This window comes from Desulfovibrio intestinivivus, from assembly GCF_053570665.1.
Genome location: NZ_JBRBQT010000001.1, coordinates 1,188,365 through 1,204,807 on the forward strand (window position 1 = coordinate 1,188,365; position 16,443 = coordinate 1,204,807).

Annotated in this window: 15 protein-coding genes and 1 tRNA gene; 10 read left to right on the forward strand and 6 right to left on the reverse strand. The window is 58.4% G+C overall.

Annotation, left to right across the window (positions count from 1 at the left end):
* Window position 1: 1 nt before the first annotated feature.
* From ACUZ9P_RS05005 to ACUZ9P_RS05025, 5 genes are all read left to right on the forward strand, one after another.
* The gene (locus tag ACUZ9P_RS05005) at window positions 2–778 is read left to right on the forward strand and encodes a hypothetical protein (protein WP_449248877.1); all 777 of its coding nucleotides are present in this window, start codon (window positions 2–4) and stop codon (window positions 776–778) included.
* A 105-nt stretch (window positions 779–883) separates the two neighbouring features.
* Window positions 884–1,927, forward strand: coding sequence for a glycosyltransferase family 10 domain-containing protein (locus ACUZ9P_RS05010; RefSeq protein ID WP_449248878.1), 1,044 nt, complete (start codon window positions 884–886; stop codon window positions 1,925–1,927).
* Window positions 1,924–2,874 (forward strand): glycosyltransferase family 2 protein, encoded by a 951-nt coding sequence (locus ACUZ9P_RS05015; protein WP_449248879.1) that lies wholly within the window; start codon window positions 1,924–1,926, stop codon window positions 2,872–2,874. The genes ACUZ9P_RS05010 and ACUZ9P_RS05015 overlap by 4 nt, the downstream gene beginning before the upstream one ends.
* Before the next feature lie 61 nt (window positions 2,875–2,935).
* Entirely contained in the window at window positions 2,936–4,111 is a 1,176-nt protein-coding gene (locus tag ACUZ9P_RS05020; protein ID WP_449248880.1) for an iron-containing alcohol dehydrogenase, read from the forward strand.
* Between the two features lie 142 nt (window positions 4,112–4,253).
* Window positions 4,254–5,264 (forward strand): glycosyltransferase family 8 protein, encoded by a 1,011-nt coding sequence (locus ACUZ9P_RS05025; protein ID WP_449248881.1) that lies wholly within the window; start codon window positions 4,254–4,256, stop codon window positions 5,262–5,264.
* A gap of 237 nt (window positions 5,265–5,501) precedes the next feature.
* Here ACUZ9P_RS05025 and ACUZ9P_RS05030 read toward each other — a convergent pair whose 3' ends face one another.
* A complete protein-coding gene (locus tag ACUZ9P_RS05030; protein ID WP_449248882.1) occupies window positions 5,502–6,089 on the reverse strand; it encodes a hypothetical protein in 588 nt (195 codons plus the stop codon).
* A 181-nt stretch (window positions 6,090–6,270) separates the two neighbouring features.
* Window positions 6,271–6,347 (reverse strand) — tRNA-Arg (locus ACUZ9P_RS05035).
* 186 nt (window positions 6,348–6,533) lie between these two features.
* On the opposite strand from ACUZ9P_RS05035, the gene ACUZ9P_RS05040 reads away from it, so the two are divergent.
* From ACUZ9P_RS05040 to cysK, 4 genes are all read left to right on the forward strand, one after another.
* Window positions 6,534–7,112: a UbiX family flavin prenyltransferase gene (locus ACUZ9P_RS05040; RefSeq protein ID WP_449248883.1), complete on the forward strand. Its 579-nt coding sequence runs from the start codon at window positions 6,534–6,536 to the stop codon at window positions 7,110–7,112.
* A 105-nt stretch (window positions 7,113–7,217) separates the two neighbouring features.
* Complete coding sequence (locus ACUZ9P_RS05045; RefSeq protein ID WP_449248884.1) at window positions 7,218–7,904, forward strand: metal-dependent hydrolase; 687 nt, start codon at window positions 7,218–7,220, stop codon at window positions 7,902–7,904.
* A gap of 43 nt (window positions 7,905–7,947) precedes the next feature.
* The gene (locus ACUZ9P_RS05050) at window positions 7,948–8,385 is read left to right on the forward strand and encodes an RrF2 family transcriptional regulator (protein WP_449248885.1); all 438 of its coding nucleotides are present in this window, start codon (window positions 7,948–7,950) and stop codon (window positions 8,383–8,385) included.
* Window positions 8,386–8,587: 202 nt separating this feature from the next.
* Window positions 8,588–9,544, forward strand: coding sequence for a cysteine synthase A (cysK, locus tag ACUZ9P_RS05055; RefSeq protein ID WP_449248886.1), 957 nt, complete (start codon window positions 8,588–8,590; stop codon window positions 9,542–9,544).
* Between the two features lie 1,066 nt (window positions 9,545–10,610).
* Here cysK and ACUZ9P_RS05060 read toward each other — a convergent pair.
* Both ACUZ9P_RS05060 and gmhA read right to left on the reverse strand, forming a co-directional pair.
* Complete coding sequence (locus ACUZ9P_RS05060; RefSeq protein ID WP_449248887.1) at window positions 10,611–12,284, reverse strand: acetolactate synthase large subunit; 1,674 nt, start codon at window positions 12,282–12,284, stop codon at window positions 10,611–10,613.
* Window positions 12,285–12,386: 102 nt separating this feature from the next.
* Window positions 12,387–12,959 carry a D-sedoheptulose 7-phosphate isomerase gene (gene gmhA / locus ACUZ9P_RS05065; RefSeq protein ID WP_298997946.1) on the reverse strand — a complete coding sequence of 191 codons (573 nt, stop codon included), beginning with the start codon at window positions 12,957–12,959 and terminating at the stop codon, window positions 12,387–12,389.
* Window positions 12,960–13,112: 153 nt separating this feature from the next.
* Between gmhA and ACUZ9P_RS05070 the strand changes: the two genes are divergently transcribed.
* Window positions 13,113–14,456 carry a deoxyguanosinetriphosphate triphosphohydrolase gene (locus ACUZ9P_RS05070; RefSeq protein ID WP_449248888.1) on the forward strand — a complete coding sequence of 448 codons (1,344 nt, stop codon included), beginning with the start codon at window positions 13,113–13,115 and terminating at the stop codon, window positions 14,454–14,456.
* Between the two features lie 122 nt (window positions 14,457–14,578).
* Here the strand turns inward: ACUZ9P_RS05070 and ACUZ9P_RS05075 are convergent, their stop codons facing one another.
* Together ACUZ9P_RS05075 and ACUZ9P_RS05080 are read right to left on the reverse strand one after the other, a co-directional pair.
* Window positions 14,579–15,172, reverse strand: coding sequence for an adenylyl-sulfate kinase (locus ACUZ9P_RS05075; protein ID WP_449248889.1), 594 nt, complete (start codon window positions 15,170–15,172; stop codon window positions 14,579–14,581).
* Between the two features lie 259 nt (window positions 15,173–15,431).
* A complete protein-coding gene (locus ACUZ9P_RS05080) occupies window positions 15,432–16,421 on the reverse strand; it encodes an MBL fold metallo-hydrolase (RefSeq protein ID WP_449248890.1) in 990 nt (329 codons plus the stop codon).
* Between the last annotated feature and the right edge of the window lie 22 nt (window positions 16,422–16,443).

Below are 16,443 nucleotides of genomic sequence, written 5' to 3' on the forward strand. Positions count from 1 at the left end.
TTTGAAGTACCGCGAAAATCTCAGCATAATCCTGATGCGGGATAACGGCCCCAGGCACAGCTATCGAGTGCGCAGGGGGCGGTTTGTGGCGGCCCTTGGGGTTATGGCCTGCCTGCCTGTTGCGTGCGCTGTTCTGGGCTGGCTGTGCTGGACTTTGTGGCAGCAAAACGTGCAGTTGCGGGACAATGTGCTGCGCTTTGAAAGCGATTCGCAGACGGCGCAGGCCAATGCGGAGCGCCTGGAACACCTTGAAGAACTGTTGCGCGAAGAAAATATTCCAGGCCGGGAGCTTGTGCTGCGCAGACTCAGCACCGGCGGCGCAGCTGCGGAGGCACCTGGTGAAGGCCCCGCAATTACTGGCGGGGCTGCGGCCGAAAAGCCTCAGGGCGGGGCCAGCGATGCGGCCCGCACCACCGAAGGGCCGGGGCATGAGGACTTTCCCTCCATTGACCTTGATTACGTCAAGGTAGGGAATGTGCAAGTACGTGAAATACGGGGCGGCAAACTGCGCGTCGCACTGGATTTGCGCAATGCCGACAACCAGAAGATACTTTCGGGTGTAGTTAGCGGCACATTGCTGACAGCCGATGGCAAAAAATATTCCCTGCGCTTTGAGCCCGAAGATGTGGGCAGTTTTCGTATCAGTCGGTTCAAGCGCGCCGTCATGGTTGCTTCTGCCGAGCACCCCATGAGCCTCACCAACTCCCAGGTCATTCTTGAAGTGCGAAGCCAGGAAAATGGCGTTGTGTTCCGCAATATCTACGCAGTTGAGCATTAAAGTGATTTTCAACATCCGTTGCCGATGCGTCCTGAGCAAAGGGTGTTGCTAACCGGCCTCTGACCAGAAAAAAGCGGGCCGGGGCCTTGTCATTGCGAGGCTTTTGTGGCTGAAAGTTCGACCCTGTTGTGCTATTTTGCCACCATCCCCGAGGCCTGGCCCTGGATGCGGCAGACAGAAGACGGCAACGGCGCTATGGGCCGTGTGCAATTTGTGCTGGCCCCGCCAGCCACCCGCTCCTTTTCCTCGCTTCCCACTTCGGCAGAAACTTCCAGCGCATGGCTCGTGGTTTTTGACGAAGCCCCTGCGGGTTTCAGCACCACAGTGCCCCGTGAACGGCGCATCCTCTTTGTCACCGAGCCGCCTGAAATCAAAAAATATCCCCGTTCCTACCTCGGCCAGTTCGGCACGGTGGTGTCTCCTTATGACTTGCGCGGTGTCGAGCGGCGCAGCATGGTCATCAGCAACCCCTGTCTGAGCTGGCACTACGGCGTCGAACGCTCATCAGGAAAAAACATAAGTAAATTCTGCAGTCTTAACGAATTGCGCACATTTCCTATGCCAGAAAAAACAGGCTTGATTTCCGTAGTATGTTCCACCAAGACGGCAACGTCGGCACAGCGCGCACGACTTGCACTGGTACGTATGCTCAAAGAGAGGCTGGGGGACGCGCTGCATGTGTACGGGCGCGAATTCAACCCCGTGGATGACAAAATGTCGGCCATTGCGCCCTATAAGTATCATGTGGTGCTTGAGAACAACTACCTGGACAACTTCTGGACAGAAAAACTGTCTGATGCCTGGCTCGGCTGGGCGCTGCCGCTCTATCTTGGAGCACCCAACCTTGGCGCTGTTTGCCCCGCACCCGGATTTGTGCCCTTGCCGCTTGGCGATCTGGAAGCCTGTGTGCAGAGTATTCTGTCTGCCATCAAGAGCCGTTTGTGGGAGGCCCGGCAAGCAGAGCTTGCCCAGTGCCGCAACTGGATACTGGAAACCACCAACGTTTTTGCCCGCACAGCCCGGATGATGGAAACAGCGCCGGATTATTGCCGCAGACAGCCTGCGCTCGGCAGACCGGAACCCATATTTGGCTCGGGGCGCGATGATGTGGCCGCCATGTACAGGCAGGTGAGGGGGGAACGCCTGTGAGTTCGCCCACGCCAGAAATCACTGTGGCAATGCCCGCCTATAATGCCGCCGCCCACCTGCTTGAAGCGATAAACTCCATCCTGGCCCAGAGCTTTGAAGACTTTGAGCTGCTGGTGGTGGACGATGGCTCCACAGACAATACACTTGCCGTCGCGCAATCCTGCGCCGACAAGAGGGTTCGCGTTGAGCGCCTGCCTGCCAACAAGGGGCGGGCCACGGCGCGCAATATGGCCATTGGCCGTGCGCGCGGCAGGTATCTGGCCTGGATGGACGCGGACGACATAGCCATGCCCCGCAGGCTTCAGGCCCAGCATGCCTGCCTTGAGGCCAAGCCAGACATCCACATCTGCGGTGCGGGCATCCAGTACTTCGGGCAGTCCAGCGCGCTTGAACTCTTTCCAGAACAGCCGGATGCCGCCCGCGCGGCCGCGCTCTTTGGGGTCCCCGTGCCCAACTGCTGCGTCATGGTGCGGCTGGACGCGGTGCGCGCCTTTGGCTTACGCTATGACGCGGCGCTTGCAAGGGCCGAGGACATGGGCTTTTGGGCCGATGCCCTGCTCAAGGCCGGATTGCAGGCGGTCAATTTGCAAGAGCCGCTGCTGCACTATCGTTATACGCCAGCAGCCCATGCCCGCCAGTGGCATATGCGCGCTCTGCTTGGGCATGTGTTTCCTCCGCTGGGTATCCGGGCGGCAAGCGCACAGGCGGCACTGCACGCAGGGCTGATCTATGGCGGGCTTACAGAGCCGGGAGCAGCGCTACGCTGGCTTGATACCCTCTGGCAGGCCTGGACAGCCTGTTATGGGCACGATGAATATATGCAACGCCATATGCTTGTTTTTATGGCGCGCATTCTGCGCGAAGCCTCGGCGGATGCAGCACAGGCGGATCAGACAGGCAGGCTCTTGCGCACACTTTCGCTCGCGGCGCTGGCAGAAAATATCTGATGCTTACGCCCTGGCCCGGCGCTTTGGTCGCCCGCGCGTTTTTTACAGTCAGGAGGTCACCATGCACGATTTTACGTACTACACGCCCACCAGGGTTGTTTTCGGCAAAAATACAGAGCAGCAGACCGGCGCACTCGCCAAAGCCTGCAAATGCCGCAAGGTGCTTATACACTTTGGCGGGCAGAGCGCCCTGCGCTCGGGCCTTGTGGACAGGATCAAGACCTCTCTCGAGGCTGAAGGTCTGTCCTTTGTCACCCTTGGCGGTGTAGTGCCCAACCCTCGGCTTTCGTTGATCCGCGAGGGTATTGAACTGGCGCGCAGAGAACAGGTGGATTTTGTACTGGCGGTGGGCGGCGGCAGCGTTATCGACTCGGCCAAGGCCATTGCATACGGCGCAGCCAACGAGGGGGACGTGTGGGATTATTACATGGGCAAACGCAAGCCGGACGCATGCCTGCCCATTGGCTGCGTTGTGACCATCGCCGCCGCGGGCAGCGAGATGAGCAGTTCGACCGTTGTGACCAACGAGGAAAACGGCTTCAAGCGCAGCTTCAAGACGGATATGGCCCGTCCGGCCTTTGCCGTTATGAATCCGGAGCTGACCATGTCGCTGCCGCCCTTTCAGACGGCCTGCGGATGCGTGGATATTCTCATGCACACCATGGAACGCTACTTCGGGCACGGCTCGAACATGGATATAACGGACAGCATCGGTGAGGGCCTCATGCGCGTGGTCATGCACCATGCCGCCGTGCTGCGCGATGATCCGGCCAACTACGACTCCAGAGCCGAAGTCATGTGGGCTGGCAGCCTTTCGCACAACGGACTGACCGGCTGCGGTTCTGACGGCGGCGACTGGGCCACTCACATGATTGAACACGAGCTGAGCGGCATGTTTGACGTGGCTCACGGTGCGGGGCTGTCTGCCATATGGGGCAGCTGGGCGCGCCATGTGCTGCCCCTGCGGCCTGACCGCTTTGCCCTGTTTGCAGAACGGGTCATGGGCATTGCCCCGGCGGAAACGGAAACCATCACGGGCCTGCGGGGCATTGAGGCCATGGAGCGGTTTTTCCGCTCGCTGCACATGCCCACCTCGCTGAAAGAGCTGAATCTCGCGCCTACTGATGCGCAGATTGCCGAAATGGCCGAGAAGGCTCTTGTGGGCAAAACCCACATTGGCAGCGTAAAAAAACTGTTGCCGCCCGATATTGTCGCCATTTTTGCTGCCTCGCGGTAGGAGAGACTGACGGATATAGCATTGTTGGCCCGTTTCAGGCCGGGGTAACCAGACTACCCCGTCCGAAACGGGCTTTTTCCGGTCTTGTGCCGGGGACATTGAGGCAGCCTGCGGGCTGTACAAGCGACATCAGGAGCCAGCCATGCATGATGCATTTGAAGGCCGCATTGACGTGAGGTTCCCCCGCGCGGTGGTCACAGGCGTAACCGGCAACTGGGCCTTTGCCGCGGGCACGGTACTGCTGGCGCTTCGGCGGCATAATCCGGGGATGGAGGCCGACATCATCGTTTTTTGCGATGAATCACTGCTGGAAACCGATGCCGCGATACTGCAAAGCCTTGGTGCGCAGCTTGTGCCCTTTACTCCTGTTCCTGCAGAGCTGACGGCTGAGGCGCTGGAGGTCTTTTCGCCGCTCAGTCTGGCCAAATTTGACTGCTTTGACCTGCTGCAACGCTATACGTCTATTGTATGGCTTGATGCGGACGTGCTGGTTCAGGATAGTCTGGAAGGCCTCTTTGATTGCGGCCCTCTGGGGCTGGCGCTGGAAGATCCTGAGTTTTCTGACCCTCCGGGGGCCAAGCCAGCGCGGATCAATCTGCACGAAGCTATTGAGGGATTTGACGGAGGCGCTGACAACCTGAATTCGGGCGTCATCGTATTCCGCAATGATTTGCCAGCGCCGGAGGCCCTGCGTCAGGGCTGCCTGGAATTTGTGTGTCGGCACGGCGCGAAGTTGCGTTACCCTGATCAGGCGGCCTTTAACCTGTTGGCGCAGATGCTGCTGCGGCAGTATCCACAGAGCGTTTTTCAGCTACCACAGGGCTTCAACGCGCATCCACGTAATCCAGCGGCGGCCTTTGCGCCTGTGGTTCATGCCTTTGGAGCGTACAAACTGTGGAATGACGGCCTCACCGCCACCTGCTTTCCTGAATGGCAGCGGGACTATGCCCGTTGGCAACGCCTTGGCGGCAGCCCCTATGCGGGAACAGTAGAAAATGCTGAGTTTCTTGAGGGCTGCGCGTTTTCGCTGCTCGGCGGGCTGTGCGGCACCATTGAAAAAGCCGAGACCGCCATTGCTGAATTGCAGCAAAAGCTGGAAATGGAAACCAGGGTTCGGGCAAGACTCGAGGCGGTGGTCAGCAGGCTCGGGTGAGGGGTGCCGCAGCCTGATACGACCATGCGCCAGACGCGTGCAAAATGGGCGGCTTTGCCATGAAGGTAAGAATTTGCCGTGCCGATAATGTACGGCGCGTAAGCGCAGCATCAAAAAATGGCAGGAGTGGCGAGAAAACATTTCACGCAGGGCGGCTGTAGCACCGTCACAAATCAATCCTGCATCACTGCGGCCATGTTTCTGACTACAAAAGCAGCCCCCATACCAATCCTCTGGTCACAGAATTATGCGTGAGCAGGGTTCTCCTTCGAATAAGAGTTTCGCAATCTTGCGAAACGCTGGCTGAAAATCTTTCCATAACATCGTGGTGACATCCTGGGGATTAATAACACCCAATTCAAAGCGCACAGATATGGATCGCGGCAAAGAAGAAATTTTTAAATCCATGACATTGATGGTAACTATCATATATCGTTGCGGATCTTTTTCATTAAGACGTGAAGTCTGTGCGGTTTGTAAATATAGGTATACTATATAACGCGCATTGTTGGCCTTGGCCAATTCATTGGCTTTGTACCACTGCTCGTGTCGATCACTGATAATGGCCTGCCTTGTAAATGGGCTAAAGGATTTCTGGAACATTTTCGCTAACTGAACTTCAATATCAGGGTATCGTGTGCTATCTACAGGCATACCGTAGCCTTCTCTCCGGTCATCGCCATGAAGTATTCCACTATCCGGTACAATATATACAGTTTCACCGCGCTCCATAGTTCCGAATTCAGGCGGACCAAAATCTGTCAGTCGTTTTGTGCATCCACACAATATCAATAGTATAATTATAATAAAAGATAAGTGGCGCATGCGTCTCCCGCTTAAAGTATTTGAACGTGACGCGTTGAATACTATAGATAAATGAATGGTTCAATGGGGCCATAAATTATACAAAAACGCGACTTGCAAGAACCGCGCTGAAGGAAAGGCGTGGAGAAGAAAAGATACAAAAAGCGGTCAGCTTTTTACAGCTAACCGCTTGAATTCTTGATGGTGCGCCCGGCGAGATTCGAACTCACGGCCTTTGGCTCCGGAGGCCAACGCTCTATCCAACTGAGCTACGAGCGCATAAGAACATTTCTGATATGCTTTGTACTGGCGACTGTCAAGGCGTAGGGCTGAACCGACTGGCTACCAACTCGCGCCCTCTTTCCCGCAGGCACACTGGGTGGGGCGGGTTTGCGCGCCGCTGCAATGTGCGGTAAAAATCAGATTCAGGGGCAATTGCTCGGTGATATTTTATGCGGAGAATGCATGCGTGATATTCTTGTTGGGGTGAGCGGGGCCAGCGGCATGCCCCTGGCCCTGTGCCTCATGCGGCTGCTGGCGGCCATGCCCGATGTGCGCACCCACTGCGTGGTCTCCGATGGCGCACGGGCCGTGCTGCGGGCGGAATGCGGCGCGGATGCCGATCTGCTCACGGCGCTGGCGCATACCGTATATGCCGCAGAAGATTTGGGCGCAGGCCCGGCCAGCGGCTCGTGGTGGCGGCGCGGCAGCGAACCAGCAGCCATGCTGCTTGTGCCGTGCTCCATGGGAACAGTCGGGGCCATCGCCAGCGGAGCCACGCGCAATCTTGTACACCGGGCTGCGGATGTGGCGCTGAAGGAGCGCTTGCCTCTGGTGATGATCACGCGCGAAAGCCCGCTTTCTGCCATACATCTGCGCAACCTGCTGACCCTGCGCGAGGCTGGCGCGGTGATCATGCCGTTTTCTCCCTGTTTTTATCTGCGGCCTGCGGGCGTGGAGGAACTGCTGGAGCAGTTCTGTGCCCGTATCTTTGACCAGGTGGGGCTTGCACATAGTCTTGCCCGCTGGACAGGCCAGGCATAGCGCAAGCAAAAAGCGGCACCACGCCGCTCCTCCTCCATTTGCCGTCTTCCGTTCCTTAAAGGCACGTATTTTTTTAAATTGTTAAAGTCTTACGCTGGAGGCAGCATGAGCGACATAACCTGGTTTGGACACTCGGCATTCAAAATCAGCGCGCCTGACGCGCAGGTGATTGTTGATCCCTTTTTTGCTCCTTCTGCGGGGGTATCTTCCAGCGCAGCTGGGGATGTGGATATTGTGCTGGTAACCCACGACCACGGCGACCATGTGGGCGATGCCGTTTCCCTGTGCCGCCGCACAGGGGCGCAGCTGGGAGCCATTGTGGGCACGGCGGGCAAGCTGGCCGAAGCAGGTGTGCCCCAAGAGCAGATTCTCAACGGCATTGGCTTTAACATGGGCGGCACCCTGACCCACCAGGGCGTGAGCATGACCATGACGCAGGCCTACCATTCCAGCGATTCGGGCGCTCCGGCGGGCTATATTGTGCGGATGCCCGATGGACTCACCGTATACCATGCGGGCGACACCTGTATTTTCAGCGGCATGGAGCTGTGGGGTCAGCTCTACAGCATAGACGTGGCTCTGCTGCCCGTGGGCGGCGTGTTTACCATGGATGCGCGTCAGGCAGCTCTGGCCTGCAAGCTGCTGCGCTGCAAGGCTGCCATTCCCATGCATTGGGGAACGTTCCCTGTGCTGGCGCAGAGCGCAGCAGGGTTCAGGGCTGAGCTTGAAAACCTGCATCTGTCCTGCCGCTGTGTGGAAATGGCCCCCGGCGAGACCGTAAGCTTCGGCTGATTTTTTCCTGCGGTTGCACCGCCTTTTTCCGCAAGGATTACCCATGAGCGTTTCACTTAAATGCCAATACGGTTTGCGCGCCCTCTTTGAGCTTGCCCGGCGCACAGGCAGCGCCCCCACGCGCATTCAGGAGATTGCCGAGGCGCAGGCCATTCCCCCGCGTTTTCTTGAGAACATTCTCAACCAGCTCAGGCGCGGCGGTTTTGTGGACAGCCGACGCGGCAAAGCTGGCGGCTTTATGCTGGCCCGGTCTGCCAGCCAGATCACCACGCTCGAGGTTATCCGCTTTCTGGACGGTCCGGTGCATCCTTTTGACTGCGAGGGCGACAGCCCTGTGCGCAAGTGTTCCCTTGGGCCGGACTGCGTGTTCATGCCTTTGTGGCAGCGGGCGCGGCAGGCATTGGAAAGCGTATACGGCGGCACCACGCTTCAGGATCTTGTGGACGCTCAGGCAGCCGCTATCCCCGATTTCAGCATTTGATACGAGTTTGCCTTCGCCTCTTCCGGGCGGGCAGAAATATTTTTGCATCAGGCCTTGCCTTTCAGGAGTTCTATTATTATCACTTAATCAGTCGAGTTAATGTATTTAATGCCGGGCCAGAGGTGTCATTCCCGCCCGACACGGCTGAACCATACAATCTGGATTGCACACAGCATCGCCAAGGCGGGCAAGGAGAACGCATATGTCCAGAATTTATCAGAATAATCCCCTTTCCATCGGCAATACTCCTCTGGTGCGGCTTAACCGCGTGGTCGCCCCCAAGGCCATAGTGCTGGCCAAGATTGAAGGCCGCAACCCCTCCTATTCCGTCAAATGCCGCATTGGTGCGGCCATGATTGCCGATGCCGAGAGCCGTGGCCTGCTACGCCCCGGCGTGGGCATTGTGGAGCCCACCAGCGGCAATACGGGCATTGCCCTGGCCTATGTGGCCGCTGCCAAGGGCTATGAACTTACGCTCACCATGCCCGAGACCATGAGTCTCGAGCGCCGCCGCGTGGTGGCCATGCTGGGGGCCAAGCTGGTGCTGACGCCCGGTGCGGAGGGCATGCCCGGGGCCATAAGAAAGGCCGAAGAACTGGTGGCTGCCAACCCCGGCGCGTATTTTATGCCGCAGCAGTTCAAAAATCCGGCTAATCCGGCCATACACGAAGCCACAACCGGCCCGGAAATCTGGAACGACACAGATGGGCAGGTCGATGCCATTGTGGCGGGCGTGGGCACAGGCGGCACAATTACGGGTATTTCGCGCTATCTTAAGCAGGTGCGGGGCAAGAACATTGTTTCCGTGGCTGTGGAGCCTGAGGCGAGCCCGGTCATCAGTCAGCATCTGGCGGGCAAACCCCTGCAACCCGGCCCGCACAAGATTCAGGGCATTGGTGCTGGTTTTATTCCTGAAACGCTGGATGTCAGCCTGCTGGACCGGGTGGAGACTGTGGGCAACGACGAAGCCATTGAATTTGCCCGCAGGCTGGCGCGTGAAGAGGGCATTCTTGCCGGTATTTCTTCTGGCGCGGCGGCAGCGGCGGCGGCGCGGCTGGCGGACTTGCCTGAATTTGAGGGCAAGACCATTGTGGTTATTCTGCCTGATGCGGGCGAGAGGTATCTGTCGTCTGCCCTGTATGAGGGCATTGGCGAGTAGAAGAGGGAAGAAAGGCAGGAAGGCGGAAAAGGGCTTGGTGGCAGGGGGCGAGCCTGTCGAGCGCATTTACGCCAACCCGACTTTTTTGGCCTGACAAGGAAAAATGCGTATTTTGCAAATTCACTCAACACCAGCCATCGCCTCCGCCTTGCTTCGGCGAGTCTAAGGAAGGGGACTTCACGACCTGCTTTTGATTGAGTGCCGGGTGAAAGGCGCGAAAGACCAGGAGAGAAAAGGCAAAAACAGGTGAGGGGGGGGGAGCCTGTCAGGCAGATTTACGCAAACCCGACTTTTACGCCCTGAATGCGTCAGCGCCGGGATTTTGATGCTCACGTACTTGAGTACGCTGCGCTCAAAATCCCGGCGCTTCCTTTTCAGACCGCAAAACGCGTATTTTGCAAATTCGCCCAACACCAGCCATCGCCTCCGCGCTGCTCCGGCGAGTTTAAGGAAGGTGACTCCACGACCAGCTTCTTATGGCGGCTGAAATTTTTGACGCACAAGTGACCTGCTTCTGTGCCCGAATGCGCTTGGTTATTGCTTATGCGTCATGGGATGCATCATGGGAATCGAATTTTTACGCTGCAGTTCCCGATAATTCTGGCGGCAATATGCATCAGGGTAAGCGCGAGGTCACAAAGCACGCCCATTAATCGCAAATATTACAGAGGTATTGGGCTGAAGCGGACTTACATTCAAAGCGAAAGCATCTTCTGGCATTTACGCGGCGCGGAGGGAGATCACCTGAGCGAGCGAGGCGAGAGAAGGAAGCTCCCGCAGCAGGAGACGCGTTGCCCTCGTTATCTGACGGAAATTGAAAACGTTTCTTAGGGGGTGCTCCGGCGTGGGGCAAAGGGGGCCTGTTAGGGGCTGCGCCCCTCCTTGGCCCCCTTTGCCCCACGCCGGGGAGGCGAAATCGCGCGCCGCGCAGGCGTCCCAAACTTCGCCGGACGGCGGAATAACAAGCCCGAAGAGCAGAAAAAAATAACCGGATATCGCAAAAGAAACAACAAAGCGGCCACATCCAGCAAGGATGCAGCCGCTCCGTTAAAAGAATATCAATTCGCTACAACTCATCAAGCGCACACAGCGCAGGCGTCAACTCACCCAAGCTATTGATAAGCGCCATGTTCTCGCTGTAGTCCACAGGGCAGGCCACCAGCGACACGCCGGGTTCGTCCAGAGCCTTTTGCAAGGTGGGCAAAAGTTCGGCGGCGCTTTCAATGCGGTAACCCTTGGCGCCAAAGCTTTCGGCATAGGTCACAAAGTCGGGATTTCCAAAGTCCACGCAGTCGTGCGAGCCGGATTCCATGTCCATCTTCCACTTGATGAGCCCGTAGCTGTCATCCACCCAGATCAGTATCTTGAGCGGAATATTCTCGCGGACAGCGGTTTCCATCTCCTGCGAATTCATCAAAAAGCTGCCATCGCCCATCACGGCCAGCACCTTGCGCTCGGGGCAGGCCAGATGCGCGCCGATGGCTCCCGGCAGGGAAAAGGCCATTGTGGAAAGGCCGTTGGAAACAATGCAGGTTAAGGGCGCATAGGTGGGGTAGAGTCGCGCCATCCACATTTTTATGGCCCCGGTGTCGGCCAGCACAATATCTTCATCGTCCATTGCAGCGCGAATGTCGCTCACGATGCGCTGCGGCTTGAGGGGGAAGTCGTCGCTCTCACGGCCCTTGGCAAGTTCAGCCTCCACCAGTTCGCGGATTCTCGCCCCGCGTCCGGCTGAAAGCAGAGGTTCCACCCCAAGCTCCTTGGCCAGAGAGGCCAGGGCAAGGCCCACATCGGCCATGATGCTGATCTCGGGAATATAGTGGGCGTCCACATCGGGCATGAATGTGTTGATGTGGATGATGCGCTTGTTTGAATGGGGATTGATGCGCATGGGCGTGAATTCCTGCAATTCGTAGCCAATGGAAAGAATCACGTCCGCCTGATCGAAGGCGCAGTTTTCGTAGTCGTGCCGCATGAAGCCAATGACGCCCAGCGACTGCGGGCTGCGGTCGCTGATAACGCCCTTGCCCATGAATGTGGTCGCCACTGGGATTTTGTAGCGCTCGGCAAAGGCGGCCAGCACTGCGGCATTGCCTGTGCGGGCCACGCCGTGCCCGGCCATGATAACGGGCTTGCGTGCGCAGCGCAGCAAGGCTGCGGCTTCCGCCACCGCAGCGGGCGAGGGTATGGCCTTGGCGCAGGGTGCCGCCTTGAGGGGCACGGCCTCGGGCATGGGGGCCGCTTCCACGTCTTCGGGAATAGCAAGGTAGGTCGCGCCGGGGCGCTCCTCCTGCGCTACCTGAAAGGCATTGCGCACCATTTCGGGCACGGCCTGGGGCGTCAGCACCGTATCCGCCCACTTGGTAACGGGCTTGAACATGCCTACAAGGTCAACAATCTGGTGTGATTCCTTGTAGATGCGCTTCAGCCCCACCTGGGCGGAAATGGCCACCAGAGGGCTTGAATTGGTCTGCGCGTCAGCCGCGCCCAGCAACAGGTTGATGGCTCCCGGTCCGAGAGTGGCGGCGCACACGCCCGCCTTGCCTGTCAGGCGGCCATAAATATCGGCCATCAGGGATGCGCCCTGCTCATGCCGGGCAAGAATAAAGCGGATGTCGCCGGAGGCGGCCACAGCCCGCACAAATTTGATGTTTTCCTCACCGGGGATGCCGAAGACGTACTTAACTCCCTCGGCCCTGAGGCATGAAACAAGGAACTGGGCTACGTTCTGCTGATCCATGGCTAACCTCGTTGGGGGCGTTTGCCCAAGGCTCATGCCCTGGGATGACTGGCCGGAAAGGGCTTGGTGTAATCCTGCCGTGCGCAGATTTTGCGGTCGGGCCTATTTTTGCGTCACGGCGCGTTCAAGCACGTCGGCCCAGTGGTGCAGAATGAAGATATGGGCCTCCTGAATGCGGGCCGTGACATCGTGGGGCACAATAACAGCCATGTCGGCCAGGGATTCCAGCTTGCCGCCATCGCGCCCCAGCAGGGCGATAGTGGCAATGCCCTGAGCGCGGGCCTCGTTGACGGCGGCGATGATGTTGGCCGAATTGCCGGAGGTGGAAATGCCCACGAAAACATCGCCGGGGCGGGCAAGGGCCTCTACCTGACGGGAGAAAACATCGTTGAAGCCGTAGTCGTTGCCGATGGCCGTGAGGTTTGACGTGTCCGTGGTCAGGGCGATGCAGGCCAGCGCCTTGCGGTTGCACTGAAAGCGCCCCACAAGCTCTGCCGCAAAGTGCTGGGCGTCCGCCGCCGAGCCGCCATTGCCGGCAATAAGCACTTTGCCGCCTGCCCCAAGGGCCGCGCCCAGCCTCTCTGCCGCCGCTTCCACGGCGGGGCGCATGGTCTGTAGCGCGCCAAAAAGCTCCAGATGGGCGGAGAGGGACATATCAAAAAGCGAATTCGTCATGATCTGGCCTTGCTGCACGGTTTGGTTTCCCCGTAGGGCATCGGTTTTTAAAACGTCGTGCAAGCCTAGCAAGGGCGGGAACAAAAGAAAAGCATCCGACGCCCGCGCTTGCGGCACTGGCGCGCATGCCGTACATGCAGGGGAGGAGGCATTATGAGCACATTCAAAGAGCAGTGGGCGCAACTGCTGGCCCCCAACCGCAAAACCGGCGCGGGCATGAAGCTCGACACGCTGGACGCGGTGCGTAATCCCTTTTTGGTGGATTATGACCGGATCATCTTTTCCAGCTCCTTCCGCAGGCTGGCAAGAAAAACCCAGGTGCACCCGCTGGTGCGCAACGACCATATTCACAACCGCCTTACCCATTCGCTTGAGGTGAGCTGCGTGGGGCGATCCCTTGGCCTTGGCGTGGGCGATGCCTTGCGGCAGCGCGGCGACCTGCCCGAGGGCTGCACACCTGACCACTTGGGCCAGATCATTCAGGCCGCCTGCCTGGCGCACGACATCGGCAACCCGCCCTTTGGGCATGCGGGCGAGGAGGCCATCCGCGACTGGTTCAAGGATTCCGCCAACAAAGAGCAGTATTTCAAAAATCTGCTGCCCGCAGAGTGGGCCGATTTTACGGCTTTTGACGGCAACGCCCAGGGCTTCCGCGTTATCAACGCGCTTGAAAACAACAAGGACAGGGGCGGCTTTCGCCTGACATTCCCTGTCATTGCGGCTCTGGTGAAGTACCCGCGCTCGGCCTATGAAGCGCAGGGCGTGGGCAAGAGCAAGTTCAATTTCTATACGGCGGAACGGGACCTTTTCGCCGAGATCTTCGGCGCGATGGGGCTGGCGGAAGGCGCTGGCTGGCGCAGACATCCGCTTTCGTATCTTTTGGAAGCGGCGGATGACATCTGCTACCGCATTATCGACATGGAAGACGCGCGGGAGCTGCGCATCATCACCTATGCCGATTTTAAGGCCGCCATGACGCCCCTGCTGGATGTGAACTGTCTGGACGATCCGCGCCTTGATTCCATGGATTCCGACCGTAGACGCACCAGCATGCTGCGCACCACGGCCATGGGCCGCATGATTCCGTCCATCACGCAGACGTTCATGGACAATTACGAAGCCATCATGGAAGGGCGGCTTGATGGCTGCCTGCTGAACCACGCCCGCGAGGATGTGGCCGGGTTCATGCGTGAGGCGGGGCGGGTTTTTAACAGCAAGATAATGAACAACCCGCAGAAGACGGCGCTGGAAATCGGCACCTACACGCTCTACCGGCGACTGCTCGATGTGTTCATTCCTGCCTGCTTCAACTTCACCAAGGGCAATGCCATGAGCTATCAGGAAACACGCGCCCTTACGCTCATGGGGGCCAATGCCCCGAGCAGGGAAGACAGCCTGTATATGGCCTATCTGCGGGTGCTGGATTTTGTGTCCGGCATGACGGACGACTACGCTGCGTTCATTTCGCAACAGTTCTCCGGCACAGCGGGGCGGTGAGCCTCCGCAGTCGAGAGCGCAAGCCACTGGTAATTAAGGATGCCGCGCAACGCGTGCCTTGGGCATGTGCTGCGCGGCATCTTTCGCCGAACCTGTCTATGCAGGTTGTCAGGTGCGCCCCGTTAAAGGGCTATGGCGGCATTCATAAACGGCCCCGAAGCCTGCGGCAACATGCGGCGCCCGGTGTCTGCCCATTCGCGGTCTTGGGCAAGGGCGTCCAGCGTGAGGTCGCGTAGTTGCTCATAGCATTCCACTAGCGAATACCTGTCGGTATCAATGATGCAGTGGGGGCTGCGGGGTTCGTCAAAAGCGTCAAAAACTGAATCCAGGGTCGAAAGGTCGCCGCGTTCAGCCTTGGCATACAAGCCCTTGGCATCGCGCTGCACCAAAGCTTGCAGCGAGCAGCGCACCCATACCTCGCGGTACATGGGCAGCATGGCCCGGTTGCTCTGGCGCATGCTCTCGTATGGGGTGGCGGCTGCGACCACGCATACTTTGCCCTGCGCCTGCATGCTCAGCGCGTAATCGCGCAGGATATCGGTATTGCGCACGCGATCCTCAGGGGTAGCGGCGGACAGTCTATTGCTGCGGCAGAAGGTGTCGGCGTCGATGAATTCAACGTCAAATCCCTGCCCGTCAAGATACAGGCGCAGCAGTGAACCAAGGGTGGTTTTTCCACTGCCGGAAAGTCCCAGCAACCAGATTGTCGGCGTCATACTGTCCTCGCTTGCTTGCAGTGCGGTTATGCGTGTGGCAAACCTGCAATAGCGTATGCAAATTTCCGGCCAGTATTAAATTTTTTAGTAAGTTTGTGCTGTTAAGGATATCCAATAATTGGGGAGCGCGGCAATTTTGACAGTGTTGGCCCCATTCCACCTTGGGCAATCCCTCGCGGGATCACCCAAGGCGTTTACGCGGGCAAACACAAGCTGCGGGGTGTGAGGCTGGTGTGTGGCTGGCGAGAGAAGAGCATTGTTATTTTGCAGGGCTTTGAACGGCATCGTTGACATAGGGGATGGGGAACCACTGATACCCCTGGCCCGCCTTGCCCACGTGCCCAATGCCGGGAAAGGAAATGTGCGCTCCAGCCACAAGGTGCCCCTTTTCTGCGGCTTCTGCAAAAAGACGCTGCCTTTGCCTGACGGCTCCCTCGGGGTCAAGGTCGTACTCAATGGCCGTATCCGGCAGGGGAAGCTGCGCCTCAGCAACATGAACCGTATCTCCCCAGAACAGCAATTTTTCACCGTTGCTTTCAAGCAGGTAACAGGTGTGACCAGGAGTGTGCCCCGGTGCGGCCACGGCGTATATCCCGGGCAGCAGCATTTGGCCCGCTTCAAAACGTGCCACCTTGCCTGCGCTGAGGTAGGGGGCCAGAGATTCCTGCCCCTTCACAAACATGGGCCTGAAATACTCCGGCGATTTTTCCATCTGGGCCGAACTGAGCCAGAATTCGGCCTCAACACGGTTCACATGCACGGTGGCGGTGGGAAAAACCCTTTTGCCGTCCACCGTGAGTCCACCAGAGTGGTCGCCGTGGATGTGCGTGAGCAGAATATCCGTGATATCGCCGGGTTTGAATCCGGCCCCCTCAAGGCTGCTGGCAAGCTTATTTACGGTCGGGCCGAGCAGCTTGCCGGAGCCAGTGTCCACGAGTATGCGTCGGTTTTGGACGAGGATAAGAAAGGCGTTGACTGAGGTAGGTCTGGGCGAGGGCACATACGCTTTTTTAAGGGCGTCTTCTACCTGATCCTGTTTGGGGCTGATCAGCCTTGCGTTGCTGTTCAATGTGCCATCAGAAATTGCCGCCACATGGACATCCCCCAGTTGCAACCAATAGTAGCCCGCCTGTCGGTAAAGCGGCGTGGGGGGCAGCGTAGCTGCAAGCGAAGGCTGCGGCAACAGCGCCGCACCGGGCAAAACAAGTGAAGCGACTGCTGCCTGTTGAAGGAACTGGCGTCTGTTCATGTGATCTCCTGTTTGGCTGGGA